This is a genomic window from Peribacillus sp. NPDC096448 (assembly GCF_044762675.1).
Lineage (GTDB): Bacteria > Bacillota > Bacilli > Bacillales > DSM-1321 > Peribacillus > Peribacillus frigoritolerans_B.
The window spans coordinates 23,741-48,888 of the sequence record NZ_JBIWEU010000007.1 but is presented as its reverse complement, the minus strand read 5'-3'; the positions used below and the strand labels follow the sequence as shown (position 1 = coordinate 48,888).

Genomic DNA, 25,148 nt, shown 5'->3' with positions numbered 1-25,148 from the left:
ATGATCACATGATGCTTTTTTTGTAAACTCAATCTATATATTGTAAGCGAATACATAATCTACTATAATTAAAAAGACCTCGATTAACATCCTATTTTTTTTACTCCAAGGTATTTTTCCTCTAGATTGACTGGTCAAATGAAGGTTTAAACCAAATGATTAGAGGAGGATTATATGCTATCCACCAGTTGTTATCTACGTACATGGGAACGCTTTGTCAGTGAAGGGGTTCTCGATTCAAATCGTCTGAACAAGCGAATAATGGAATCCTGGTATCGATGCAAAAAAGATCAAGTCAACCCATACCTTAATAAAGGCAAACACATTTTAACGAATGAATTATTGGACATTCAAAGAGAAAAAAACTCCTTCCTTTTAGAAGTGGCATCACCCCAATTATCCAGAATGAATCAATCGATTAAAGAATCTGGAATGATGGCTTTATTGGTCGATCCGGATGGATATGTCCTTTCACTTTCCGGAAACGAGAAAATCCTCGATGAGGCAGGCAAAATAAATTTTGTGGAGGGCGTATGCTGGACGGAGGGTGAGGTCGGAACGAACGCAATTGGAACAGCTTTGAAAACGGGTGAAGCCGTAATGATCCAAGGTACCGAACACTATTCAATTGCCTCACACAAATGGAGTTGCTCTGCAATGCCCATATTAAATGAAGACGGTAAGATATTGGGAGTTTTGGATATATCATGTCCAGTAGAATATTTCCATCCCTCCATGCTGGGTATGGTAGCCAATTTGGCGTATACGATCGAACAGGAAATGGGAATGCGTTCCTATAAAAAGGAGCTGGCACTGACCCAGCACGCGATAGAACTTGCAGAAACCTATCCAGATTTGCCTTTTATCGTCTGTAATCATAAAGAAATGATAATCTCCGCCAGTAAACAGGTTCGCAAAAAGATTCCTCAATCCATTGGTATGGCGTTGGCCGATCTGTTAAATAATGGATATCGAATCATAAAGGAAAATCCGCTTCTATCCAAAGAGGATAAAAGGGTTTACGGTAAGTGTTTATTCTTATCAGAGAATCGTGGTCATGAAACCAATAGGCTTTTTCCTGCTTCACTGCCTTCAGAAAGATTTGCATTCAAAGGGGAAAGAGGGATTAGTGAATCCTTTCATAACACATTACGTAAAGTAAAGCTTGTTGCACCGACAGAAGCAAATGTGTATATATCCGGTGAAACAGGTGTCGGGAAAGAGCTTATTGCGCATGCCATTCATGAAAATAGCATGCGCAAAAAAGGACCGTTCGTCACGATAAATTGCGGAGCCATACCTAAAGATTTAATGGAAAGTGAATTATTCGGGTATGTAGATGGCGCTTTTACAGGGGCTAAACGGCAAGGGCACAAAGGGAAGTTCGAGCAGGCAAATGGAGGGACCATATTTCTCGATGAAATCGGTGAAATCCCTTCAGCGATGCAAGTCGCCTTACTGCGTGTTCTTCAGGAAAGAAAAATCGTTCCGGTCGGCGGCACAAAAAGCATATCATTGGATATTCGCATTATCACTGCAACACACCGTAATCTTGAAGCGCTTGTCAAAGAGGGGTCCTTTCGTACTGATTTATACTATCGGTTAAACGTTTACCCCATTCATGTACCTCCCTTAAGGGAAAGGATTGAAGACATTCCTTATCTGGTCAACTATCTGTGTTCAAAGAATAATTGGAATATTCCGTTAACAGAAGAGTTATTGATTCGTTTAAAGGATTATAATTGGCCAGGCAATATTAGAGAACTGCAGAACGTACTTCAGCGATTGACCATCTTACTTGCAGAAGGACCTCTGGATTATGGTAAAGTCTTGAATTCCATGCATTCACAACCCGTTTCACGGCATGATGATTTTCCTTCATGGGAGGAACCTGGTGGTAAAAAAGGCATCAAGGGAAATGAACTGACGATCCGCGAAAAAATTCAGCGGGATCTAATGATAGAGGCATTACAAAAATCAAGAGGAAATGTCACTGCTGCAGCAAAATTGATGGATATACCAAGAAGTACATTTTACAAGCGGCTCCATAAGTATGGTATATAGACATGGCGTGTGTACATTATGCAAGAAGAGTAGATTTATGGAAATCGATGAAAAATGAAAGGGGTATGGCAAATGAAAACGAGAATTACTGAATTATTGGGAATTGAATATCCGATCATTTGCGGCGGGATGTTTCAAGTTGGCCGAGCACCGCTTGCAGCTGCTGTTTCGGAAGCGGGGGGACTTGGCATCATCACTTCGAAAACACAGGTGACACCAGAAGGTCTCCGTGATGAAATCCGCAAAGTGAAAACTTTGACCAAGAAACCCTTTGCTGTCAACCTGAACCTGTTTCCAAGTCAAACGGCAACCCCGAATGATCAGTTCATCGATATTTTGATTGACGAAAATGTAAAAATTGTTGAAACGAGTGGCCGAAGCCCGGAAAGTTTAATGCCCAGACTTAAAGAGCACGGCTTTACCGTGATACATAAGGTAGCGAACGTCAAAAACGCAATATCGGCAGAGAAATTAGGAGTCGATGCCATTATTATTGTAGGGAATGAAACAGGCGGACATCCAGGCATGGGGGATGTAGGAACGCTTGTCATGCTCCCTAGAGCCATTGACTCTGTTAATATACCAGTAATAGCAGGCGGGGGATTTTCGGATGGCAGGGGCCTTATCAGTGCCTTGTCACTCGGTGCTGAAGGTATAGTCATGGGGACTCGCTTTATGGCCACGCAAGAAGCACCGATTCATGATAACGTGAAGCAGTGGATGGTATCGGCCAATGAAACGGATACGGTCGTCATCCAACGGAATATAGGCAGTCCGTCGCGTGTAGCATTAAATGCAGTCAGTAAAGAAGTGGACAAACTTGAAAATGAAGGTGCCACTATAGAGGAATTGATACCGCTAATTACGGGACAAAGAAGCAAGAAAGTATACTTTGAAGGAAATTTAGACGGAGGCATCTGGTCATGCGGTCAATCCGTAGGACTCATAAAAGAAGTATTGACCGTCAATGAACTGATAAAACAAATCGTCCAAGAAGCAAAAACCTCGTTCGAATTCATCCAAAGCCGTATCGAATCCATTCGAACTTAAATAACCTACAGGAACATGCAATCAATTGTGATTTCGTGTTCCTTTTTTTATCTATTAGACATAAAGTTCCATAGGTGGTCAAGAATAGGCTTTTTCAAGAATACAATACCGTTATTTAAAACAGAAGGGTGAAGGGAAGACTGGTTTATTCGCAACTTTAACGCGAAGAGCCAATTCAAGACAGAAAAAAAGATACATATCCCATCAATTACTTGTTAACTAACTTTAAGCAACTTCTTAATAAAGACTTTCATATGTAAAAAAACAAAGAAAAAGGAAATTAACATTTCGTGATTAGTGTTTACATAACATTATTATTCCGCTTAATCAAACAAAGCTTTAGATCTTAAAACCATTCTAATGTCATCTGGCATTTTTAATTACTGAAACCTTTCAATCTCTTTTTATAAAATGTAAAAAGCTACTTTACGATTTTACATATAAATGAATTGCACTCAAGATAAACAGAAACTGATTGCTGAAAGTAGGTGTGTTTCTTAACAAATTTGATTTGAAAGTTTGCCTTATAACCCTTGGTAGCTTCCTATTGATTCACTGCATGTTTGTTGCACATTTGAAAGCGGTCAATGCTTGTTATTGTCCATCAATACTCAATCGCGGATTGTGCATCATTAAGGTTTAAACATTTATTAAAGGTTATTCATCCTGTAGCCTGCTATGAGTTTAATTAAGAAGGCTTATAGGAGATTATGTGGCAAAATAGCGGAACTTTCATCTATTTCAGGTAGAAAGCGGAACTTTCATGATAAAAAACTTCTTGAATTGTCATTGGATAAAATTATATTTAAATAATTAATTAGAAGTGTTAACCCGTGATTTTTCTCATTTAGCCATTTAATTCATATATCAGCATAATTAAATTGGTGAATCATGTAAGGTGAGCAGGATTAATTGAGATTACTACAGAATTATTAGATAACGCTTTGAATAGGTCTTTAGGAAAGGAAAGGGGGAAGTAATATGAAGAAAAAGATTAGTGGGGCACTTACCATAGCGGCTTTTTTATAGGTGGGGCAATCATTTGCAAGTAGAGATCCTTAGAGTGAAATGACTAAGGATGATAAATTCTAATTGAATAATCCAACTTATATCATAAAAATGACCGAAAACGAAAATAAAAGAAAATAATTACATTTACAATTCAAAACATTGAAGGATGTGGAAGTATGCAGAAGAGTATTCTGCTAATTGAGGATGACGTAGAAATTAGTCAATTAATAGAAAGTGCCCTTTTGCAGGAGAATTTTACAGTACATGCCGCATTTGACGGGGAAAAGGCACTAGCTCTCTTTCATGATAAAGAAACTGACTTAATCCTCCTTGACTTAATGATTCCTAAATTGAATGGTATGGATTTATTGAAAAAAATAAGAGAAACGAGCATGGTTCCTGTATTAATTATTTCTGCAAAAGGAAGTGATCTCGACAAAGCTCTTGGGCTTGGATTTGGCGCCGATGATTATATAAGCAAGCCATTTTCGATGATTGAATTAACAGCTAGAGTTCATGCTGCTATTCGCAGGGCAACGCAATATCATCCATCCGAAAGCAACTCCACGCAAAATATTCTTCAATATGGAGAGCTCACCCTTGACTTAAATTCATTTTCTGCAAATGTTAGAGGGAGAACTGTTCAACTGACATCAAAGGAGTTTCATATATTAAAGTTGTTTATGACCAATCGAAGCAGAGTATTTACAAAGGAACAAATATATCACTTTATTTGGGAAGATGAGTATTACGGGAATGAAAATGTCATTAACGTACATATAAGAAGACTTCGTGAAAAAATTGAAAAGGATCCATCCAACCCCCATTATATTAGAACGATATGGGGGATAGGTTATAAATTAGGTGTGTAGCTCATGGTAATCTTTCTTTGTGCAATGATTATTTTTTTAGTAATCATTAACATCTTCCAGCATTTGTCTCGAAGAAAACTTAAGCAAAACCTTTATGAAATAAGTGGGAAATTAAGCAATATCATCAAACACGAAACATCCGAAAAAGTATTAATACGAACCGATCAGCAAGCCATTCAGCAATTACTCATTCAAATAAACAGGCTATTGGATTTCAACCAAAAAGTTAGTGCGGATTATGTAAAAACAAAAGATAGCTTAAGGAAATTAATATCCAATATGTCTCATGATTTAAAAACACCACTTACGGTTATTTTAGGTTATGTAGAAAAAGTGAAACTGAATGAAGTGATGACTGAAAATGAAAAGAAGGTATTAATGATAAGGCTGCATGAAAAAGTATTGAACTTGACTGGTTTACTTAATCAGTTTTTTGATCTGGTAAAAATAGAATCAGATGATTATGTGATTCCTTTAAGTAAACTATCACTTAATGAAGTTTGCAGAAAAAATGTATTGGAGTTTTATGATTTACTGCTCGCAAAAGGACTTCACGTAGAAGTTGATATCCCAGATCAGCATCTTTACATCTTAGGTAATGAGGACGCCTTAAATCGTATATTTAATAACCTTATTTCAAATTCTATTCGATATGGCAGTGATGGAGGGGTCTTCGGATTAACACTTCGAGAGGGTGATGGAGCTGTTTCTGTAGAGATTTGGGATAGAGGTAAAGGTATTTCAGAAATCCATCAAGATCGGGTGTTTGACCGGTTATATACATTAGATGATGCCAGAAATCCAAAATTTCAAGGGAGTGGGTTGGGTCTAAGTATATCAAAACGCTTAACAGAAGAAATGAAGGGTACCATCCATTTATACAGTAAACCTTATGAAAAAACGAGCTTTACTTGTATATTTAAACAAATAACATATTAAAACTTCTTTAAGAGATGTTCTAATTGAACAGCTCTTTTTTAGCTTTGAGATTGATATGAGCTCTTACGTCCTACGCCATTTTTCTAAAACTTAAGAAACATGTAAGGATTGAGAAAGAAAAAAGATACTTTCTCTGCTTAAGATAGAAGTAGATAGCAATAAGGGAGGAAAAGATAATGGATTATGTTGTTAAAACACATAGCTTAACGAAAAAGGTCAAAGGAAAATTGCTCGTATCCAATGTGAATCTTCATATAAAAAAGGGTGAAATTTATGGTTTCCTTGGTCAAAATGGTGCGGGGAAAACGACAATCATGAAAATGCTAACAGGAATACTAAGTCCAACTACAGGAGAGGTTGAATTGTTTGGTCAGAAGCTAACAAAAACCGAGAAGTCTGGCTTGAAACGAATCGGTAGTATTATTGAGTATCCAATCTTTTTTGAACATTTAACTGCAATGGAAAATCTTCAGCTTCATTGTGAATACTTAGGGTTTTATGATAAAAAGGCAATTACACAAGCGTTGGAGATGGTTCATCTAACTGGGATTGAAGATAAAATTGTGAGCGACTTTTCGCTTGGGATGAAGCAGCGACTGGGGATTGTAAGAGCAATTATTACGAAGCCTGAACTAATTATATTAGATGAACCTACAAATGGCCTTGATCCAATTGGTATAAAAGATATAAGAGATCTAATTCGAATGTTAAATAGGGAATATGGAATTACTTTTCTTCTATCGAGTCACATCTTGGGGGAAATTGAACAAGTAGCTGACAGAATTGGTGTCATTAAGGATGGAAAGCTCGTGAACGAAGTGACTTTAGCAGATATTAGTAAGCAACGAACAGACTATATTGAAATTGTCACAAAAGATGTGGAGAAGTCAATTTATTTACTTGAGTATGAACTCCAAATTTCCAATATGAAAATTGTGCAGGACAATAGGATTCGTATATATGATCTCACTTTGCCGCAAAGTGAAATATCCAAAAAACTAATTATGCATGATGTAGATATTGAGGAAATACAAAAGCATACAAGTACTTTGGAAGATTATTTTTATCAACAAATTCATGGAGGTGGAAAAGTTGGTTAAATTAATGGAGTTGGAGTGGAGGAAGTTAAGGCGAAAAATGATCCTTAGTGAGATGATTATATATTGGGGTGTTTTGATGTTCTTGCCCATGTTTTTTATTAAAATGGTCAGTGCGGAGTTTGGTCAAAGTTATTCAACCATAATCCAGCTTATGATGCCAATGCAACTGGGCTTTGTCCTTTTCGGAGCTTCTCTTATTAATCAGGTTGTAATCGATGAATATAAAAATAAAACAATATCTCTTTCATTCGGTTATCCGATAAGTCGAAAAAAATTGGTTATGGCAAAGGCTCTTTTTATCTCACTTTTTGTTTTCCTTTGTACGTTAGTATCCTTTTTGTTGTCTGGTATGACAACTTATTTACTTGATCAGGTATTTCATATTATAAACGGGCAACCAACTGTTCAAGATATTACAACATATTTTAGTAAAATGATTGTTCATTCTTTAATTGTTACGCTTATTAGTTTAATACCACTCTTTTTCTTTGGTATTTGGAAAAGAGCAACGATACCAACAGTCATTTGTGCAGTATTTCTAATGCAATTTCAAAATTTCTCTTACCTACTGAATGTCAATCTTAATACTAATATTGTGAACACAGTGCTATGTTTATTAGGAGTGGTCAGCGTTTTTCTCTCGATTAAAATGGTGGACAGAGTGGGGGATATTTAGTTTTGGCAATTCGTAACAAACTGATTGGAGACCGGTACTAATTTATTGCTGGAATATCTATAAGTTAGTTGCTTAAGAAGTAGAATAAAAGGATTGGTTTTTGTTGAAAGTGGATTTTAAAGCTACATTTAAAACACGTAAAGGATAATACATATCGGTAATCATTGATATGTATCATCCCATATTATTTATTAATCAAGCATAGATAGTAAGTAATGAATTAAATCTTAAATCCAAGAAATTCTTTGAGCCAATGTTTAACCCAAACTAATTGATCAAACATTTTTCAATACATAAATGTTACTGTAATTAGATAAAAAGATTATTATTGATAAATAATAGACATGATTAAATATAAAAATTCTCATTTTGTCTCACTAAGTTAAGTATTCTTAAGATATGAGACAAAATGAGAATTAAATATATAACTTCCTATAATATATATTATGTAAACTAGATAAATTGTAAACTAACACCAACACCTGTTTATTTAGTCGCACTCGTTGATTGGATAAAGTATAGTTATCCTGTTTGACTTCCCAGCCACTTTTTGATTGTTCTCTCTGTTTTTTAAAATAATCCTCATTTTATTTCAAACCTAGCAAAAAAGTCGATTTCCTCCTCTACGTAAAGTACGTAAAGGAACCGACTTTTTTTGTGGATTTGTTCAGCTAAGGCACTCATTAGTTCAATCTTTAGTTGCTACCTTGGAACGCCTCATTTATGGTTTTTTAAAATATTGCACGTGTTCAGAGACCCACTGGGCGAAGGTTCGTGCGGGCTGGCCAGTAATCTCTTCGACAGTTGGAATCACCGTATAAGCCGATTTAGGCGGATTAAGGTGCCAACGAATTACGTACTCAATAGCGTCCTCCTGAACCCCCATCTTCCTCATCTGTTCTCGTTCTTCTTCTTCAGAACTCTCAACAAATTGAATGTCACGTCCGATGATTTCACGAATAATCCGAACTCTATCTTGAACGGACAAACTCTCAGGCCCTGTTAATGTATATACTTTACCCGCATGACCGTCCTCAGTCAGTGCAACTGCTGCGACTCTTCCAATATCCGCTTCATGAACAGGAGCAATTCGTGATCCCCCAAAAAGGTCTCGAACTACCCCCTCAGAGCGTATGGAGTCTGCCCATTTCCGCGCATTTGCCATAAACTCAAAGGCTTGAAGTTGGGTCCACTCCAGATCGCTTGCTTCAACTGCCCTCTCGAAAGGACCCTTCTCGCCGTTCCATAAAATAGTAACTCTGCGTACTCCAGCCTTCACAGCAAGTTCTACGATTTCCGGTCCCGTTTCCAACGGGGTATATTCCGCGCCTGTTGTAATCAAATGCATGCCGCTTACGCCAACCAACGTAGAAACTAGCGTACTCGGATCACTTAAATCGCCCGCGACAACCTCCACATCAGCAGGAAGATTGGCTTGACGTGGATTACGTGTCAATGCTCGTACCTTTTGCCCCCTTCGAATCAGTTGGTCCACGACGTGTCGCCCTACTGTCCCCGTTGCGCCTGTCACTAATATGGTCATCCGTTTTCCTCCTCCTCTACGGGTACCCACTTATCCCGGTTTTCCTTCATTAGGTTGATTTGCTTTTCTAAACGGACTTGCGCCTCATCCCATGCCTTTTTTTGTCGTATCACTTCATTCAGCTTGGTTTCATATATTTGCAGCAATGCCTCACAATACTCGTCCTTTTGTCGTACCCTTGATCTACAGGGCAATGCAGAAATCTGGTTGGTTGTTAGACCTAAATTAAGATATAGTTGGATTGTATTAATAGCTTCGCTAATCGAATCATCGAACTCGCTATAATTATTGTCTAGACGAAAAGCAGTTATCAACCCTTTTTTCTCATAATGCCGTAAGGATCGAGAACTAATCCGGTCATTTTAGCTATTTGACTTATTTTCAAAGCTCCACCTCCCTTCCTTAAAATTATTAATTTCATCATAAAATATGACACTAGTGTTAAAGTCAATTTTTTTAGATAATGAAATAACATTTGGTGATAAAGCCTGCGTATCTGGTAAACCAGATGAATTGTTCATCGGAAAAGATTGTGATATTTAAGTCACGTCTTGCGCATAACTGCACCCGTTAGCCATCCATGAAGCGCAAAAGTTCTATAAGGGGTAGCGTCAGGAAAATGCTGATACAACGTTAAGGAAATTTCGATATTAAAAAGCTCAATTTCTCAGCATTAAAATTGAGAAATTGGGCTTTTTTCGTTACTCTATTAAAAGCGCTCGATAGTTGAAGAAGGTTCTAGAAATTTAATATGAAATTACTTTTTGAATCTGATCATTAATATTTCCTTTACTTAATCCTCCGTGGTAACAAACCACTGATTCAATGTCGATGTCTATGTATTTCTTCAAGGAGAGTTGAGCCGCCTTTATATCCAGTGCGGTTGGGGCATGAATTCCCCCAATTATTCCGTTTACACTGTACATCGAATCCCCGGCAACGAGTGTTTTACTTTGTTTTAAATATAGGCTGATATGGCCAGGAGTATGCCCTGGAGTATGGATGACACGAATGCCGCCGCAATACGGCAATTCTTGACCGTCTTTCAAGGTATCGTCTACTTTAACCTTCGGGGGGTTCTCTAGGTGCCCGTCTTTCAAAAGAGGTAAATCCTGACCGTCTCTCAAAGAAGGTAAATCCCCTTGAATATAAGGCTTATCCAGATCGTGAGCATATACTTTAATATTACTTTCACACTCCTGTAATATCTCAGGAAGAATACCTATGTGATCTATATCCTGATGCGTCAAAATCACAACTTTTAGTTTGTCGAACGACACTCCTACCTTATCCATTGCCACGCGTAAATCTTTAATTTGTCCAGGGAATCCAGTGTCTATTAAAACAGCCATTTCTTGATCCCATAAAAGCGTTGGATGAATAATATTCCCATGAAATTCAAGATGGAGCATCTCTACTCCCTTAGAAATTTCCATAACTTGGGGCTCCTTTATAATTAGATTTAGGGGTTTGATTACACAAGAAGGTTGAAAGAATAATGCTAATTTTGTACGTGAAATACTATTATTACGTAGTATCACTTATTCATTAACACACTAATCTGCAAGTTTATTGAATAACACAAGCATGATATTAACTTCGGCTTCCTTCCCAAAAGTTCCTGCTCTTATCCAATAATCTGGACAGATTATTGGATAAGAGAATTGACATTCTTAAATAACTTTATTTGTATTTAACTATCCTACCCCGATAGTTGCAAAAAGAAAAAAAGCTGCCTTAAAGACAGCTCTGAACTTAAACTAACCACCCGTTAGTTCATTAAGGAGCAATTTATCACCCCTTTTTTCTTCCAATGTAAAGTAAGTGTGATGATATTCCAAGGGTATAAGGGTCTGATGCTTTCTCTATAAGTAACTTTATTATTTTATCTACTTCTTGCTCTCCTTTGTCTATCCAGTAACTCCAGTTTTCATCTGTTAAAATAGCACCTGCATTTGATCCTATAAGCTACAAACTTTCCAATCCTTGTGATTCCATAAACGGTCTGATTTCTTCAATATTAAAGTAATATACACCTGTTAAACGCCCTTCATCTGCATGGTTAAAAGAACCTGATTCATCAAATTGAATTATAGTATCCATTTATCGTTTGTTTTGTCCATTGTAAGATTTTCTTGCAGACTATGAAAGTCTAGGCCTCGTTCATTTAAGCTGTTCACAATTTGAATCAAATCTTGCATGTTACGTCCCAATCGGTCCAATCGCCAAACAACAATTATATCGCCTTCACCTGCATACTAAAGTGCTTCCTCTAAACCAGGAAGCTGTCTTTTTGCACCACTCAGTTTATCGCAGAAAATTTTTGAACAACCATACTGCGTTAACGCATTTCGAAATATAATACTTCTAATCAAAGCATCCTCTAAAGAAATAACCCCAACCAGGACTAATATATTTCATACGATCACCTTAATTCCTATCTATCGTTCAATTAACATGCCCCTATAGTTAAAGAAAAAAAGCCTTACTTCTTATTGAAGTAAGGCACCCATTAAGTTAATCAATTTTTGAGAGATAAAGCTTCCACCCCTTAAAAATACCGTCTCTACGATCCAACGAATTTTAAAACTCCTTAAGTATTGAAAGTAGTTACTGTGCTTATTGATATCCTATAATACTTTATTATTTCTCTAATATGAAAGTTGGGGAATCCTTTGACTTTCAACAAATAAAAAAGTGAAAATGGCCTATTAGAGCATTGACTCGTATTAGAATTATGTTTTATTTGTTTTTCTTTTTTCAATTTCTTTTTTCACCAAAGGGACTACCTTTTCTTTTACTGTTTTTTGTACTTTTGGATCATTTATTAGTTTTTTAAATTTGTTTAACACATTCATACCTCCGATTTATTAAATTGGGATTTAACTAATATGGGCTGTGTACTAAAAGGGATAAACGCTTCTTCTTGTCAAACATTTCGCAAAGTTAAAAAAGTGGCAGGCAACTCTTAAAGTAAAACACCCGCAAAAATAAAAAAACCTAAAGAATTCCATATAAATATATAATCCTCTTCTAAGAGCTGTTTTAGTCATTGTATCTACCTTCGTTTAACAACCTTTTTATATACTATATATGCAATTACAATTAGAACTAGAATAAAAATTACTTTCATCGAAATCTACTCCCCATCTACTTTTTCTATCTTCTCTTATATACCCGTAATCTGTATAAAGAAACAATGAGATAAGGAGAGGTTAAAAAAACATAACTGTTTTGGGAGAAATAAAACATAGTTTTCATAATAAATGTCTTTGTTGTAATAACCCCGGTAGAAAATGTATACGGAGCTGAAAAATAATGCGATTAGCACCTTTCTATACTCTTGGTCTTCGAACTGAACAGCAATAATGAGATATCAATTTGCAATTTGTAATCAGGTAGTTCCCACATTTCCTATCGTCAATAGGCATGATTACAGGATTATTTTGTAAGAGCCAATTTAAATCGAACATTGGCATACATATGACTATCCACAAGGTGATGCACTCATCTCCCCTCCTTTAAGTCTCTTACTGTATCTCGTAATTGGGTTCAAAAAGATAAAAATAAATTTTTCTTTGGTGCACATAATATAGGGAATAACCAATGACAGTAAAAGTGGGTGAACAAATGGAAAGAAATAACGCGATTGACTTTATTAAATTTTTTGCAATATTATCTGTTGTAGTCATTCATGTATTCCCTAGGGATAGCCAGATTGGTCTATTTATTCTCGATAACATCTCAAGGTTTGCGGTGCCATTTTTCTTTACTGCATCTGGTTATTTGTTCGGTAAAAAGATGATGCATACAAGGGATTCCTTTGATTATTTTAAAAGGTATATTATTAAGATCTTGAAACTGTATTTATGCTGGCTTTTCTTTTATATGATGTATGATGTTCTTATTCTTTATAAAGATGCTACCGATGCACCAAAGGAATTTGAGCAATACATTAATCATTTTTCATTTCTTGACCTGATTTATTACGGAACTGGGACTAGCGGATACCAATTGTGGTTTTTAACCGCATTAATTTGGAGTGTTATCATTCTCTTCGGTTTTTTAAAGTTAAAAAAAGTAAGGCTTCTTTTAACCATCAGCCTAGTATTAAACTTGTTAGGTCTTTTCGGACAATCGTATTCGGTGTTCTATGATTTTCCTCTAAGTACACGGGATGCTTTATTCATAGGTCTTTTTTATACAACTTTGGGATTCTTCTTTGCGGATGATGAATTCTTTAAAAAGGCAAGAGCAATAACAGCCAAAACCTTCTTATTATTAATTTTTATCTTCTTTATTGTCCAAGTGGTAGAAGGATACTTGTTAGATAAGATATTATCAGGAAGCCATGGTGAATATTTTATTTCCACTATCTTTTTAACTGCATTTCTTTTTTTATTTGCATTAAATAATAAAACATTAGGCAAGGATTTGTTCATTACTAAAGTAGGAGGAAGAGCCCTAGGTATATACATTGTTCATGTAGTCTTCATCGATATTTTTGATTTGATTTTATCGGCAGTAAAAATGGATCATATATCTGACAATTTATTCTTAAAACTATTTGAGACACTCCTTATAATTTCTATGTCGTACCTATCTTATGACCTACTTCAATATTTCAAAAGGCGTTTAAGCAAATTGATAAAAAGCAGTTAGTGAAAAGTCAGAACCCCTTTACTTAAATGATGGGAGTTTATAAGCACCAAAAAAATCCCTGCTGGGAGCATGGGATCTTTTTTAACTTAAATATAATTAAAGCTTGTTCTCCACCGGATGGACTGGCGCTTCCTCTATACTCTCGCCAGCAGACTTTTTAGACCAGTAAGTCGCAAGAATTGGTCCGGATATATTGTGCCATGCAGCAGCCAGGACACTTGGAAGTGCTGCCAGCGGGCCGAAATGTGCAGTGGCAAGCGCAACGCCTAACCCGGAGTTCTGCATGCCCACTTCAATCGAAATCGCTCTTCTATTCACTTCATCAAGTCCAAGAACTTTTGCTGCTAAGTAACCAAACAGTAGCCCAAATCCGTTGTGAAGCATCACGGCAGTAAAAATAAGGAATCCGGAAGCAGCAATGCTAGCTGCGTTGCCTGAGACTACTGCACTTACAATAGTAATAATGGCTGCTACCGAAATAAGTGGTAAAACGGTCAAGCTTTTTTCAACTATTACAGGGAAAAACCGCTTAATGGCCAAACCTAGAACAATTGGAAGAAGGATAACTTGTATAATGGACTTAAACATATCAAAAAAATCAACCGGCATCCATTGTCCTGCCAGCAAAAGCAGAAGCAGTGGTGTCATGATTGGAGCCAGTAAAGTTGATACCGAAGTCATAGCTATCGACAAAGGTACATTCCCTTTAGCCAGATATACCATAACGTTAGAGGCTGTTCCGCCTGGTACACAGCCAAGCAAAACCAGACCTGCAGCTAATTCAGCTGGCAAATTCATGAGTTTCGCAATTAGGAATGCCACAGTTAGCATGATGATAAACTGGGCGCAAACTCCAATTATCACGGGCAGTGGTTTAGTGATGACGATTTTAAAATCAACTGCCTTCAAAGTGAGCCCCATTCCAAACATGACAACGCCAAGCAATATTGTAATATAGCCTCCCAATCCCAAAAATGGCTCAGGAAAAATAAAGGCGATGACGGATATCAAGATAACCCAAACAGCAAAATATTTTCCGGCTAATGCACTGAATGCCTCTAATACTTTCATTCCATCACGCTCTTTCTGGCATAAATATTTTATTTGGATTTAATAAATTATCCGGATCAAGGGCTAATTTGATTTTTTCCATCACAAACAGTGAGTCTCCATGTTCTTTTTTCTGATATTTTTGTTTACCGACCCCAACACCATGTTCGCCTGTGCATGTTCCTTTACGCTCAAGGGCATATAGGACAATTTGTTCGTTTAGCTGTTCAGCTCTTTTAATCTCTTCTTGATTATTGTTATCGATCATTAAGAGTACGTGATAGTTCCCGTCGCCTACATGGCCGACGATCCCACCGGTAAGGCCAAGGAAATCAACAGCTTCCCTTGCGTGGTGAATTGCACCGGACAGCTCTGAAATCGGAAGGCAGACATCAGTCACCATCAGTTTTTTTCCAGGGTTGCCATGAATATAAGCATAGGCAAGATTATGGCGAGCTTCCCATAGGCGGTTCCTGGCAGCATTATCTGTTTCAAATTCAATATCGAGACAATTATGTTCAGCTACTATTTCCTTAGTGAACTCTACGTCTTGCTTCAACCCGGCTTCATTTCCATGGAATTCCAAAAATAGTGTGGGCGCTTCGTTATAGCTTGTATCACTATAAAGGTTAACATGCTTCATTGATGGTTCATCGACAAGTTCCACCCTTGCTATTGGAACACCTGACTGCAAAATGGATACAACAGCTTCTACCGCATGGGTCAATGCCGGAAATGATGCTCTTGCCGCCATAACGTGCTCAGGAATTCCGTAAACTCTTAACGTCAATTCCGTAAAGCAGCCAAGGGTTCCCTCTGAACCAACAAAAAGGCCGTTTAGATGGTAGCCTGATGATGATTTAGCGGCTAAACTGCCAGTATGTATAATCGAACCATCTGCAAGCACCACTTCAAGATCACGGACTTGGTCACGCATCACACCATATTTAACTGATGTCGTTCCACTTGCATTTGTTGCCGCCATTCCGCCTAGAGTGGCATCAGCTCCCGGATCCACGGAAAAAAACAAACCGTATTTTTTCAATTCTTTGTTTAGTTGCGAACGCGTTACGCCTGGCTGAACCTTTACGAGAAAATCGTTTTCACGCACTTCCAGGATTTTATTCATTAGTGAAAAATCAATAGTTATGCCATGGTTGTACGGTATGACATGTCCCTCGAGGCTTGATCCCAACCCAAAAGGAACCATTGGAATTTTGTACTTATTCCCCAATTTCACAACTTCACTAACTTGCTGTGCGGTTTCTGGGAATACAACAATATCAGGAAGACTTACAGCATGATATGATTCATCCCTGCCATGTAATTCTCTTACTGTCTGGTTTTCCGTTACTTGACTTTCCGAAAGAATTTCCTTTAAATCGTTGATTAAATTTACACTAGCCGCTTCCATTCCATTCTCCTTCTTTCTGCTATATCATCCTTTTTTCGTTATATCAAAAACTTTGGTCGAACCTATACCGAGATTTAGTTTCTCCTTCATTTCTTCAACTATAGTATCGAGAGATGGTTTACCCTCCTTAATGGCTTTAAATGATATCGCTACCGAATAATTGGTCTAACCAATTTTCATTATACTAAATTTTTTGACTTTTTCAACAATTATCCCGTTTATGCTTTTCTCCATAAATAAATGCTTACTTGTCAGTGTTTATTGTTGATTTTCCATCCTAACAAAACTTAAATGGCCTTTAATACCCAAATGAACGGGATTTGACTGAATCTGGACAATTATCTATTTACCATATTGGTCTAACCGATTGAAATGTCTTTTATATTGCGATTATCCCCTTGCTTCATAAATGAATGCTTGTTAGAATGATTTCACTAATGGTCGTACCAACATGTTTTTAGAGCTGTTATGGAAGGATGTGAAGGAAGTAATGGATTCTATACCAGTTAAATCCCCCAAAGTGTACGAAATCATCTTCAATCAAATTAAGGAATCTTTTATTAGCGGGGAATTGAAACCTGGAGATAAATTACCCCCTGAACGGGAGTTGTCCAATCGTTTTAAAGTGAGTCGAACATCTATCAGAGAAGCCCTTCGAGTATTGGAAATTAACGGAGTCATTGAGGTCAGACCAGGTGATGGGACATTTATCAGACAATCTGATGTTCAGTCACTGATCGAACAGCTAACCAATTCAATCATCAAAGCTGAGGACAACATGGTCTATGAAATGCTTGAAGTCCGCCGAGTAATTGAAACGGAGTGTGCTTTTCTTGCTGCGCAGAGAGCTAACTCTCTTGATTTACAAAATATCCTTAAAGCTCTAGAAGAAATGGCACGTTCGGAACATGATGAAGAATTAGGCTTGCAAGCAGATCTGCTGTTTCACCATAGTATTGCACAAGCCACAAACAATTCCATATTTGCTGGGTTGGTCCATACTCTAAGTGATCAAATGAAAAATACGATTCGTGCCACCAGACGGCATCGTTTCGCAAAACCAGGTCATTTTCAAGAAACGCTTCAAGAACATAAAGAAATCTACTATTCTATCGCATTAAAGGACGCGGACAAAGCCAAGCAACTAATGAATGCCCATATCATCCGCATTAGAGAACAGATGGCTACGGCAACACTTGAAAGCATTGGAGATGCTGCTAAAATTGCTGCTTATAAAAATGAAAAAGACCATCATCACAATGCTGTAGGTGATAAATAAGGTCCCGCTTGCTATATAACTAACCAGAACATGGAGTTATGCCCCTGAAATTATCAGTGAATTGATTTTTTAACCGAGGCCTATTAATTGACACTGCTTTGCCCATTAAAAAAGCGCCTTTCTCAGAGGGCGCTAAGCTGGTTTATTATAGTTTTAAAAAATTGATCCCCTATATAAGTAAATGTTGGTTTTATCCTTTTGACATAGTGAAGGATTCAACGTTACATACTTTTAGAGCATTATCAATCAATGAAAGCTGATCATTAATCATTGATAAGTAGGAAATATGATAGTCATTAATTTGTTCCTTTAACTCCAACAGCAGCGTTTTGTCCCTAAGTATAAGGTAAATCTCGTCTTGATGTAACATATCACTTCTCCTTTTAGTCAAGATATTACCTTTTACCCAAATTATTACAATCGTTAACTTATAAGTGGATGTTTTGTACCATATTTCACAATGAGTTGGACGATATGTTTTTTTTTACAAACCATGCAACATAGTTTAAGGGGATTGGCTCCGTAACAGTTCCTCCTTATAGTAAAGATCCGTTAGTTGAAGCAGACAACGATAAGTATATAGAATATTATTAAAAAAGGCTGTCGTATATTAGTATTAAACGTCGAATATGCCCCCTTCTTACTTTGTTGTGTTAGACTTAATAGATAAACCATATTTTCTTGGGGTTATTTGACTTTTCTTAGTCACACTTGCAAAAGGAAAGGAGTGTAGAAATGGAGAAAATTAGCGTTTTTCTGGATGACTATCGGAAAGCACCCGATGGCTATGTGTTAGTCGAGACTATTGACGAATGTATAGAGCTATTGCAAAACTTTGATATAGAACATCTTTCCTTGGACCATGATTTATTAAATAAAACCAGGAATGGTTTTATGCTTGTACAAAAAATGGTCAAAGAAAAACTATTTGCTAATCGAATTACTATTCACTCTGCCAATTCAGTTGGCGGTAAAGCTATGTACAACTGCTTAAAACAAGCTCAACGGAATTTAATAATGCCCCCTGCCATTATTGTATCTTTAAGGCCACTGCCCCTCAAATTCTTCCCGTCAAAGGTTCTGAAACATTATTTGGAAATACGGTAAACTCTACTAAATCTCAATTACATTTAGTTAAAAAAGGTAATATTGGATTCAGACTCATATACCTTTTTTTCTTTAGTTTCCAATATACAGGTAAGACCCAAGGGCAACCAGGGTTGCCCTTTTGCATTTTAAAGAGCTGAAAATAAATAAATATAGGCATTCAAGTAAACGACATAGTTTTAAGGTTGCTAATAATACAAAAAAAAGCAATTCACATGCAGTGTAATTGCTTTTTTTAGAAGTGTATGGATATAACTCATGTAAAATAAGCTTTCGTTAATGTTCAAGCTTATCCCCCTACAGGGCAGGCTATTGGCTTTTATCGCCAAGTAAAAATAAACTACAGCAGAGAATCCATTATTTTGCCGGGTTTACTAATGATATTACTTGTTTTTTACGATTGATAGTATCGTAATGGTGCTTATAATACAGAGTGTGCCGATCCACTCGGCAAAACCGAATGTTACATTCAGCCAGAAAACGGATATCAAGGTTGCGGATAATGGCTCAACTGAAGCCAATAAACTTACCTCTGAAGCAGAGATGAATTTTGTACTTTCCAAATAAAAATAAAAAGCAATGATCGTACCGAAAATAATGATGAATAAAACAGCTGAAAATGAAGATAACGTCCATTTGCCTTCAAATGCCCATGGGGGGTGGATCACGCTAAAGCATATGCCTCCAATCAACATGCCCCAACCCACCACAATCATTGAACCCCATCTTGAAAGGAGTTTATAAGGCTGCAATGTATAGAATGCCAAGGCAAAGGCTGATGTTACTCCCCAAAATACTGCCCACCCGGAAATGGAGAGTGTGCGTATGCTTCCTCCCGTCACAAGTAAAAAAGTGCCTAAAATCGCTATGATCACAGCTACACTTACGGTAATGCCTGGAAAACGTTTGGAACGAATGGCTAAATAACAAGTGATCATTGCCGGTGCCAAGTATTGAAGGACTGTGGCAGTGGCTGCGTTACCATGTTCAATTGCTGCAAAATATGTGTATTGAACAGCGAGCATTCCGAGAATTGCAAAAAGGATAATTTGAAGCGCATCTTGTTTAGTTTTCCAAATCTCAAAAACTTTCAGTCTTTCATTCTTATAAGCGGCCCCCAATAAGATGATTCCAGAAAGCAACAAGCGTATAACAGTGAGCCACTCAGGACTGAAACCTTGCTGCTGGAATAGATATTGAGCTGCCGTTCCTGACACTCCCCATAACGCAGCGCCAGTCAGTACTAGTGCAATCCCTTTATTTCTTGAAGGTGATATAGCAACTAAAGTATCATTATTCATTTTTTTCTTCCCCACTTTTTACACGTTCCGTATGGGCTTGAATTCTATAGTAACTTTCTTTCCAATTCTTTTCTATCCCCTTTAGGACCATAGTGATATTTCCATTCCTAATTGCCTGTATGATCTGATCATGCTCATCAACGGAAAGGTTAACATCACTTACCTGATTGAAATAAAACAGTTCCATTCGTATAAGTTTTTGTTTGAGTCCCGATAGAATCCGCTTCAATTCATCATTTGTAGATAGATTGATGTAAATGGAATGAAAGTCATTATCTTTCTGGACGGCCACTATTTGATTTCCCTCGTCGATTGCGTTTTTCACTTCATGATTAATGGCTTCCATCTCAATTAAGTGTCTTTCTTCAATGAAATCAAAAGCCTGTTCCATAGCCAGCTTTTCCAGTGTCCAAACAATGGAATAAATGTTTAATACCCCTTCGAATCGAATAGGGGAAACAATAGTTGAACGGCTTGGCTTGGTCTCTACAAATCCCTCATCCTCAAGCCTTAAAAGTGCTTCTCTAATAGGGGTTCTGCTTACTCCCAATTGTTCGGCTAATTCTTTGTCGCGTAATTGTTGGCCTGGCGCCAGGATTCCTTGGACAATCCAATCCCGCAATATCATATATGCTTCTTCACGTACAGAAGTACGTTTAATTTTTTGTGATGAATTTGAATGCACCAACAGCTATACCTCCTTAAAATATCAATATACAATATGCAATATATCACATATTGTAAATCGTTGAAATGGAAATTAGAAAATTTTACTTCTGTTGTATATTTTTTTAGGATTTTATAATTGCTCCGTCACATGCGTAAGACTCCCCCAGTTTGCTGTCTTTAAAACGACTATTTAAGTATTTTTTTGAATGCTGGAAATGTCATTTCTGTTTTGATCAACCAACAATTGAAAAATAATTCCATGACCGGAAGTTGATTTTTCAATGTTGTTCCTGTTTGATAAAGATAGGCTATGAATTCTCAACAAAGGCCACCCCGGCTTTAGTAACAAGGCGAATGTCTGTAAGGGTTTATTAAAACGTAGATCATTCCACAGACCTGTTCAGGAAAAAAAGGAATTGGGTCAGCGATCTTTGAAGTTGGAGGCCAAACTCAGTGGCGGCAAGCGGGTAAAAGCCTATTCCACTAGAATAGTTCCGCTTGTTTTGGCAGGCTTTAAACTATTCAGCTGGATTTCGCTCCGCTCTAAATAAGGGGATATGCAAAAAAATCAAAAATGGGAGTGATTCCCTTAGGGGGAGGTCATTTCCAAATACCAAAGAAAGATGACCATAGTCGAAATACTTACCTTGCAACAAAATTTCGATTGAAATTCAAATTGGTTCGAATATTTTCTAAAAAAATGTCTTGAAAATGTCTTGATGCTGACCGCACTCATTACATGAATATTCTATTTCCAATGCATCTTCAGTTACTGTATGAACTGTCTCTTTTTTACAAGTTTCACAAAATCTCTTTTCGGATATTTCTTTCATTTATCATTCACACTCCGTTTTATCATCATTGTTTTGTAGCCTTGTTAATATTATTTTGCGAATATGCAACAGAAAAAATACCTTTTTCCTGAAGGACCTCAAAAAGAAGCTAAAGAACTCAGAGAAAAAGGTACTTTAATATTTAATTCACCTTGGGTTCCAGTACATCAAAGCTGCATGAAACGGATATTCGTATTCGAAGCTTCCTTGATTTTCCACCACATATTTATTAAGGATCGTTTTTACTTCATCATAGGAAAAATCTTCATCGAGAATTTTTGTTGTATTATCGCGAAGCATTTCTTCATAGGTCGAATAGATTTTTTTACTTTTCAATTTAACGATCTTACAGTCTGCCAGTATTCCAAGTTGATACAAAACATTCAAGATGTGTATGTAATCCCGCTTTCTTAAATTGATCGTATATCCTCTTTGCTTCAATTCCATATAATGTGGTTTTTCCGGTCCGGTTGTCATCCCTACTATCACTAAACGGGCTGCAGACTCATTCATTTTCAATAAGGTTTGACCGATTTCTGTCATACGGTAATAACAATTAAAACCAAACACTACATCATATTTGTCACTTATGGTCTCACTTTCCCACTTATCATGAATCAACTCCATGTTACCGAAACCTTTTTCGTTCGCCTGGGATTCCAAAAAACTGATAATGCTTTTGGAACTATCTATACAAGTTAGCTTCCTGACTTCTTTTGCGATATCAAATGTATAATTGCCCCATCCAGGGCCGATTTCCAATACATGATCATCCTGTTTTAATAATGCCAATAACTCTTGCTGCACAATTTTTGCATAAGGGTCCGCTTTATGTTGTTTTTTCCCAGCAACCTTGGAAGCCCAAAAAGCTTCTTCAGCACCATCATCTTTTAGTCTGTTAGGTATTTTTCCTGTATGATCTGCCATTGCCTGTTTCCAAAGTTCAATATAATCTGTCATCTTTTCTCCCCTGAATTCGTATGTATTTATCGGTTTTCAAATTAAAGCAAACAACCAAATACTTCCTCTTTTAAATATATTAGCATACCATAGTCAAAACTTTTGTTTAGCCATTAGAAAAAGGAGCAAAAACTTTGCTCCTGCATAAATATTGCTTATTTTTCTATAAACTTTTATCTTTTCGATAAAGCTGACCACGTATTTTCAAGCCATTTATCAAAGTCTGCTCCTTTTTCACCTTCATAGGTATCATAAATATCCATTCTCATCTTCTGGAGTTTGTCTTTGAAATCAGTATATGTGTGATTTTCTGGTAGGCTTTTCTTGATCCTGACTAGTATTTTGGTCAACCCTTTAATCAACTCGCCTTTTTTCCTTGCTGGCAATTGAACATCTTCGCCTAAACTTTTCAATTGACGGTAGGCGGCCTCTTGCACTTTATATACAGAATCATTATTCATGATATGTGTGAGGATGTCGATTACTTGTTTATTTTTTGACTGACCTAATTCTTCGATTGCATCTAAACGTTCTCTCCAATTAGATTTCCGATTGGCAGATTTTTTTAATTCTTCATAGTTGGCAGGTAAATCGATACTCTTTGTTCCCTTGTTATTCAAATGAATCATTTCTCCTTCTGCTTAGTGATCCGGATATCAAAAATGTTAATCCGATACTATAATCCCATTACCAAAAATGGCTTATTTCCATTCTTTATTATACCCTTTTCCATATTTTAATATAGTTAAATTTATCTCGTATCTTCAATCAGTCGGGTGCCGGGGGCGAGTTGCTTTGTTTTTCTTCAAACTTACCCGCACATATACCTAAAAAAGCACCAAATCTAGTCCACGTAATGTTTTTTATTATCTGGATGAATAGAAAATTTTTTACGTAAATTGACGAGGTTTACACCAAAACTTTCTTCTAAAAGTTCTCTATGTTTCTCCATGATTTCCATGAGATACAAATCATGAATCATGACTTCTGTAATGGGCATCACTAAACCTACATGCATGGTCCATGCTGCACGGCTATCTTTACCAAGCGAGACTATACCTGCTACTACTTCAGAATCATCTCCACTGATAACAAGCCATCGTCCACCATACTCTTCTGTAATTCCATAACCCATATAATGGAGGTATACATTTGCAAAATCACAGACGATTTCCCCGTAGGCAATAATTGTTACATTGACCCCACTATTTGCTGCCTGTCTTAGTTCAGGTTCTAATTCTTCGAATTCGTCTTTCCAAATTTCCAAGAGTATTCTTTTTTCAGCAGATAATATACAAGCTTTTACCTTATCGAGTATTTCATTGCGTCCCATGATATTCCAGATATTTTCACGATCATTTGCAGACCGTTCAAACTCCGCTAATGATTTTTCTGCCAGTTCAAAATTCTCTTCTGCTTTCATCCGACGGTTTTTTATTAGCTCCTTTGCAGGAACAGGGGTATACTGTGGTGTGTTTCCAGGACTAACCAGAATATCTCCCCGTATGGCGAGACTATCCAAGATTTCATATATTCTTGAACGTGGTACACCGGAGTTTTTTGCTACTGCATAGCCTGTTAATGGCGATTCTTCCAATAAGGCAAGATATGCTTTCGCTTCATATTCGGTAAAATTTAGATTTTTTAATGTTTCTAAAATGTTTTCTTTCATAAACCCTCCAACACAACCGTAGTTGCTACCTTTGTAACTAATATTTTAGCAAAAGCTGTTGACGTTTTCCATTTTCATCTAATATACTTAATAAGTAGTTACTTTAGTAGCCACTATAAAAGCGGGAGGGAGAAATAGTATGGATAGCTTACTTACATACATATCAATAGTGGCAATGATGGTTATTATACCGGGAGCAGATACAATGCTCTTAGTGAAAAACACGCTTAGCCATGGTCCGAAAGCGGGACGTTATACCGTTCTCGGAATGGCAACGGGGCTTTCTTTTTGGACGCTTATTGCTATTCTTGGACTATCTGTTGTCATTGCAAAGTCCGTGATTCTTTTCAGTACAATCAAATATTTGGGAGCCGCCTACTTAATTTACTTAGGGATAAAAAGTTTCTTTGCAAAAAGCGGTTTTTCCTTAAAAGCAATTCAAGCACAAGCAAATACCCCTGCGAAGTATTCAAAACGGCACAATAAAGATTCCTTTATGCAAGCATTACTTAATAATATTCTTAATCCAAAGACCGTTTTAGTTTATATAACAATCATGCCGCAATTTATCAATTTGGACGGAAATGTAAACCAGCAATTGATTATATTAGCTTTCATCTTAACCTTGCTCGCTGTACTATGGTTTCTATTTCTTGTTTATCTAATTGATTACGCAAAAAAATGGATGAACAACTCCAAATTCCAAAAAGCATTCCAAAAATCAACTGGCTTAATTTTAATCGGTTTTGGGATAAAAACAGGAATTTAAATTCATTTACTAACACATCTAATTTGATTCCATCCGTTCAGATAATTGAACGGTTTTTTTCATTTGCGAACCGGCGCCGATAATTGCATATAATCAATTTTTTCATTCGTACATATGGCACTGCATTATTGACTGCAAGTTTTATCCGCCTTCATCATTAAAAAAACGTCAGTATTT

General features: G+C 36.8%; 21 protein-coding genes and 1 pseudogene. 10 read left to right on the top strand and 12 right to left on the bottom strand.

Features of this window, described 5'->3' with window-relative positions:
• Nucleotides 1-174: 174 nt before the first annotated feature.
• The 6 genes from ACIQ0C_RS13505 to ACIQ0C_RS13480 all read left to right on the top strand — a co-directional run bounded on the left by ACIQ0C_RS13505 (nucleotide 175) and on the right by ACIQ0C_RS13480 (nucleotide 7,712).
• On the top strand, nucleotides 175-2,064 hold the full coding sequence (locus ACIQ0C_RS13505; RefSeq protein ID WP_403060653.1) for a sigma-54-dependent Fis family transcriptional regulator: 1,890 nt from the start codon (nucleotides 175-177) through the stop codon (nucleotides 2,062-2,064).
• Nucleotides 2,065-2,136: 72 nt separating this feature from the next.
• Nucleotides 2,137-3,114: an NAD(P)H-dependent flavin oxidoreductase gene (locus ACIQ0C_RS13500; RefSeq protein ID WP_403060650.1), complete on the top strand. Its 978-nt coding sequence runs from the start codon at nucleotides 2,137-2,139 to the stop codon at nucleotides 3,112-3,114.
• A 1,187-nt stretch (nucleotides 3,115-4,301) separates the two neighbouring features.
• The gene (locus tag ACIQ0C_RS13495; protein WP_403060647.1) at nucleotides 4,302-4,997 is read left to right on the top strand and encodes a response regulator transcription factor; all 696 of its coding nucleotides are present in this window, start codon (nucleotides 4,302-4,304) and stop codon (nucleotides 4,995-4,997) included.
• A gap of 3 nt (nucleotides 4,998-5,000) precedes the next feature.
• A complete protein-coding gene (locus tag ACIQ0C_RS13490; RefSeq protein WP_402841687.1) occupies nucleotides 5,001-5,936 on the top strand; it encodes a sensor histidine kinase in 936 nt (311 codons plus the stop codon).
• 176 nt (nucleotides 5,937-6,112) lie between these two features.
• Complete coding sequence (locus tag ACIQ0C_RS13485) at nucleotides 6,113-7,036, top strand: ABC transporter ATP-binding protein (RefSeq protein WP_403060644.1); 924 nt, start codon at nucleotides 6,113-6,115, stop codon at nucleotides 7,034-7,036.
• Nucleotides 7,029-7,712 (top strand): ABC transporter permease, encoded by a 684-nt coding sequence (locus ACIQ0C_RS13480; RefSeq protein ID WP_403060641.1) that lies wholly within the window; start codon nucleotides 7,029-7,031, stop codon nucleotides 7,710-7,712. The genes ACIQ0C_RS13485 and ACIQ0C_RS13480 overlap by 8 nt, the downstream gene beginning before the upstream one ends.
• Nucleotides 7,713-8,433: 721 nt before the next feature.
• Here ACIQ0C_RS13480 and ACIQ0C_RS13475 read toward each other — a convergent pair.
• From ACIQ0C_RS13475 to ACIQ0C_RS13460, 4 genes and pseudogenes are all read right to left on the bottom strand, one after another.
• The gene (locus ACIQ0C_RS13475) at nucleotides 8,434-9,255 is read right to left on the bottom strand and encodes an NmrA family NAD(P)-binding protein (RefSeq protein WP_403061081.1); all 822 of its coding nucleotides are present in this window, start codon (nucleotides 9,253-9,255) and stop codon (nucleotides 8,434-8,436) included.
• On the bottom strand, nucleotides 9,252-9,569 hold the full coding sequence (locus tag ACIQ0C_RS13470) for a MerR family transcriptional regulator (protein WP_403060638.1): 318 nt from the start codon (nucleotides 9,567-9,569) through the stop codon (nucleotides 9,252-9,254). The genes ACIQ0C_RS13475 and ACIQ0C_RS13470 overlap by 4 nt, the downstream gene beginning before the upstream one ends.
• 432 nt (nucleotides 9,570-10,001) lie before the next feature.
• Nucleotides 10,002-10,691, bottom strand: a complete 690-nt coding sequence (locus ACIQ0C_RS13465; RefSeq protein WP_403060635.1) for an MBL fold metallo-hydrolase — start codon at nucleotides 10,689-10,691, stop codon at nucleotides 10,002-10,004.
• A 672-nt stretch (nucleotides 10,692-11,363) separates the two neighbouring features.
• Nucleotides 11,364-11,648 (bottom strand): annotated as a pseudogene (locus ACIQ0C_RS13460) (recombinase family protein); the annotation flags it as partial.
• Between the two features lie 1,213 nt (nucleotides 11,649-12,861).
• Here ACIQ0C_RS13460 and ACIQ0C_RS13455 point away from each other — a divergent pair.
• Entirely contained in the window at nucleotides 12,862-13,917 is a 1,056-nt protein-coding gene (locus tag ACIQ0C_RS13455) for an acyltransferase family protein (protein WP_403060632.1), read from the top strand.
• Nucleotides 13,918-14,013: 96 nt separating this feature from the next.
• Here ACIQ0C_RS13455 and ACIQ0C_RS13450 read toward each other — a convergent pair whose 3' ends face one another.
• Together ACIQ0C_RS13450 and ACIQ0C_RS13445 are read right to left on the bottom strand one after the other, a co-directional pair.
• Nucleotides 14,014-14,988: a bile acid:sodium symporter family protein gene (locus ACIQ0C_RS13450; protein WP_403060629.1), complete on the bottom strand. Its 975-nt coding sequence runs from the start codon at nucleotides 14,986-14,988 to the stop codon at nucleotides 14,014-14,016.
• 4 nt (nucleotides 14,989-14,992) lie between these two features.
• Nucleotides 14,993-16,381, bottom strand: a complete 1,389-nt coding sequence (locus ACIQ0C_RS13445) for an FAD-binding oxidoreductase (RefSeq protein WP_403060626.1) — start codon at nucleotides 16,379-16,381, stop codon at nucleotides 14,993-14,995.
• 451 nt (nucleotides 16,382-16,832) lie between these two features.
• Between ACIQ0C_RS13445 and ACIQ0C_RS13440 the strand changes: the two genes are divergently transcribed.
• Nucleotides 16,833-17,660, top strand: coding sequence for a FadR/GntR family transcriptional regulator (locus ACIQ0C_RS13440; protein WP_403060623.1), 828 nt, complete (start codon nucleotides 16,833-16,835; stop codon nucleotides 17,658-17,660).
• 190 nt (nucleotides 17,661-17,850) lie between these two features.
• Here the strand turns inward: ACIQ0C_RS13440 and ACIQ0C_RS13435 are convergent, their stop codons facing one another.
• A complete protein-coding gene (locus ACIQ0C_RS13435; RefSeq protein WP_403060620.1) occupies nucleotides 17,851-18,030 on the bottom strand; it encodes a hypothetical protein in 180 nt (59 codons plus the stop codon).
• 365 nt (nucleotides 18,031-18,395) lie between these two features.
• On the opposite strand from ACIQ0C_RS13435, the gene ACIQ0C_RS13430 reads away from it, so the two are divergent.
• Nucleotides 18,396-18,767 (top strand): cyclic-phosphate processing receiver domain-containing protein, encoded by a 372-nt coding sequence (locus tag ACIQ0C_RS13430; protein ID WP_402842014.1) that lies wholly within the window; start codon nucleotides 18,396-18,398, stop codon nucleotides 18,765-18,767.
• A 383-nt stretch (nucleotides 18,768-19,150) separates the two neighbouring features.
• Here ACIQ0C_RS13430 and ACIQ0C_RS13425 read toward each other — a convergent pair whose 3' ends face one another.
• From ACIQ0C_RS13425 to ACIQ0C_RS13405, 5 genes are all read right to left on the bottom strand, one after another.
• A complete protein-coding gene (locus tag ACIQ0C_RS13425) occupies nucleotides 19,151-20,068 on the bottom strand; it encodes a DMT family transporter (RefSeq protein WP_403060617.1) in 918 nt (305 codons plus the stop codon).
• Nucleotides 20,061-20,753 carry a GntR family transcriptional regulator gene (locus tag ACIQ0C_RS13420; RefSeq protein WP_403061078.1) on the bottom strand — a complete coding sequence of 231 codons (693 nt, stop codon included), beginning with the start codon at nucleotides 20,751-20,753 and terminating at the stop codon, nucleotides 20,061-20,063. Before ACIQ0C_RS13420 ends, ACIQ0C_RS13425 begins: the two co-directional genes overlap by 8 nt.
• Before the next feature lie 964 nt (nucleotides 20,754-21,717).
• The gene (locus ACIQ0C_RS13415) at nucleotides 21,718-22,530 is read right to left on the bottom strand and encodes a methyltransferase domain-containing protein (protein WP_402842019.1); all 813 of its coding nucleotides are present in this window, start codon (nucleotides 22,528-22,530) and stop codon (nucleotides 21,718-21,720) included.
• A 173-nt stretch (nucleotides 22,531-22,703) separates the two neighbouring features.
• The gene (locus ACIQ0C_RS13410) at nucleotides 22,704-23,159 is read right to left on the bottom strand and encodes a HEAT repeat domain-containing protein (protein WP_403060614.1); all 456 of its coding nucleotides are present in this window, start codon (nucleotides 23,157-23,159) and stop codon (nucleotides 22,704-22,706) included.
• Between the two features lie 215 nt (nucleotides 23,160-23,374).
• Nucleotides 23,375-24,202: a TrmB family transcriptional regulator gene (locus ACIQ0C_RS13405; RefSeq protein WP_403060611.1), complete on the bottom strand. Its 828-nt coding sequence runs from the start codon at nucleotides 24,200-24,202 to the stop codon at nucleotides 23,375-23,377.
• 139 nt (nucleotides 24,203-24,341) lie between these two features.
• On the opposite strand from ACIQ0C_RS13405, the gene ACIQ0C_RS13400 reads away from it, so the two are divergent.
• Nucleotides 24,342-24,971, top strand: coding sequence for a homoserine/threonine efflux transporter (locus ACIQ0C_RS13400; RefSeq protein WP_403060608.1), 630 nt, complete (start codon nucleotides 24,342-24,344; stop codon nucleotides 24,969-24,971).
• Nucleotides 24,972-25,148: the final 177 nt, after the last annotated feature.

Excerpts from the sequence above, each read along its gene's own strand:
- ACIQ0C_RS13505 (WP_403060653.1), top strand. The coding sequence starts at position 175 with ATGCTATCCACCAGTTGTTATCTACGTACATGGGAACGCTTTGTCAGT.
- ACIQ0C_RS13500 (WP_403060650.1), top strand. The coding sequence starts at position 2,137 with ATGAAAACGAGAATTACTGAATTATTGGGAATTGAATATCCGATCATT.
- ACIQ0C_RS13495 (WP_403060647.1), top strand. The coding sequence starts at position 4,302 with ATGCAGAAGAGTATTCTGCTAATTGAGGATGACGTAGAAATTAGTCAA.
- ACIQ0C_RS13490 (WP_402841687.1), top strand. The coding sequence starts at position 5,001 with ATGGTAATCTTTCTTTGTGCAATGATTATTTTTTTAGTAATCATTAAC.
- ACIQ0C_RS13485 (WP_403060644.1), top strand. The coding sequence starts at position 6,113 with ATGGATTATGTTGTTAAAACACATAGCTTAACGAAAAAGGTCAAAGGA.
- ACIQ0C_RS13475 (WP_403061081.1), bottom strand. The coding sequence starts at position 9,255 with ATGACCATATTAGTGACAGGCGCAACGGGGACAGTAGGGCGACACGTC.
- ACIQ0C_RS13465 (WP_403060635.1), bottom strand. The coding sequence starts at position 10,691 with ATGGAAATTTCTAAGGGAGTAGAGATGCTCCATCTTGAATTTCATGGG.
- ACIQ0C_RS13455 (WP_403060632.1), top strand. The coding sequence starts at position 12,862 with ATGACAGTAAAAGTGGGTGAACAAATGGAAAGAAATAACGCGATTGAC.
- ACIQ0C_RS13450 (WP_403060629.1), bottom strand. The coding sequence starts at position 14,988 with ATGAAAGTATTAGAGGCATTCAGTGCATTAGCCGGAAAATATTTTGCT.
- ACIQ0C_RS13445 (WP_403060626.1), bottom strand. The coding sequence starts at position 16,381 with ATGGAAGCGGCTAGTGTAAATTTAATCAACGATTTAAAGGAAATTCTT.
- ACIQ0C_RS13440 (WP_403060623.1), top strand. The coding sequence starts at position 16,833 with ATGTTTTTAGAGCTGTTATGGAAGGATGTGAAGGAAGTAATGGATTCT.
- ACIQ0C_RS13435 (WP_403060620.1), bottom strand. The coding sequence starts at position 18,030 with ATGTTACATCAAGACGAGATTTACCTTATACTTAGGGACAAAACGCTG.
- ACIQ0C_RS13430 (WP_402842014.1), top strand. The coding sequence starts at position 18,396 with ATGGAGAAAATTAGCGTTTTTCTGGATGACTATCGGAAAGCACCCGAT.
- ACIQ0C_RS13425 (WP_403060617.1), bottom strand. The coding sequence starts at position 20,068 with ATGAATAATGATACTTTAGTTGCTATATCACCTTCAAGAAATAAAGGG.
- ACIQ0C_RS13415 (WP_402842019.1), bottom strand. The coding sequence starts at position 22,530 with ATGACAGATTATATTGAACTTTGGAAACAGGCAATGGCAGATCATACA.
- ACIQ0C_RS13410 (WP_403060614.1), bottom strand. The coding sequence starts at position 23,159 with ATGATTCATTTGAATAACAAGGGAACAAAGAGTATCGATTTACCTGCC.
- ACIQ0C_RS13405 (WP_403060611.1), bottom strand. The coding sequence starts at position 24,202 with ATGAAAGAAAACATTTTAGAAACATTAAAAAATCTAAATTTTACCGAA.
- ACIQ0C_RS13400 (WP_403060608.1), top strand. The coding sequence starts at position 24,342 with ATGGATAGCTTACTTACATACATATCAATAGTGGCAATGATGGTTATT.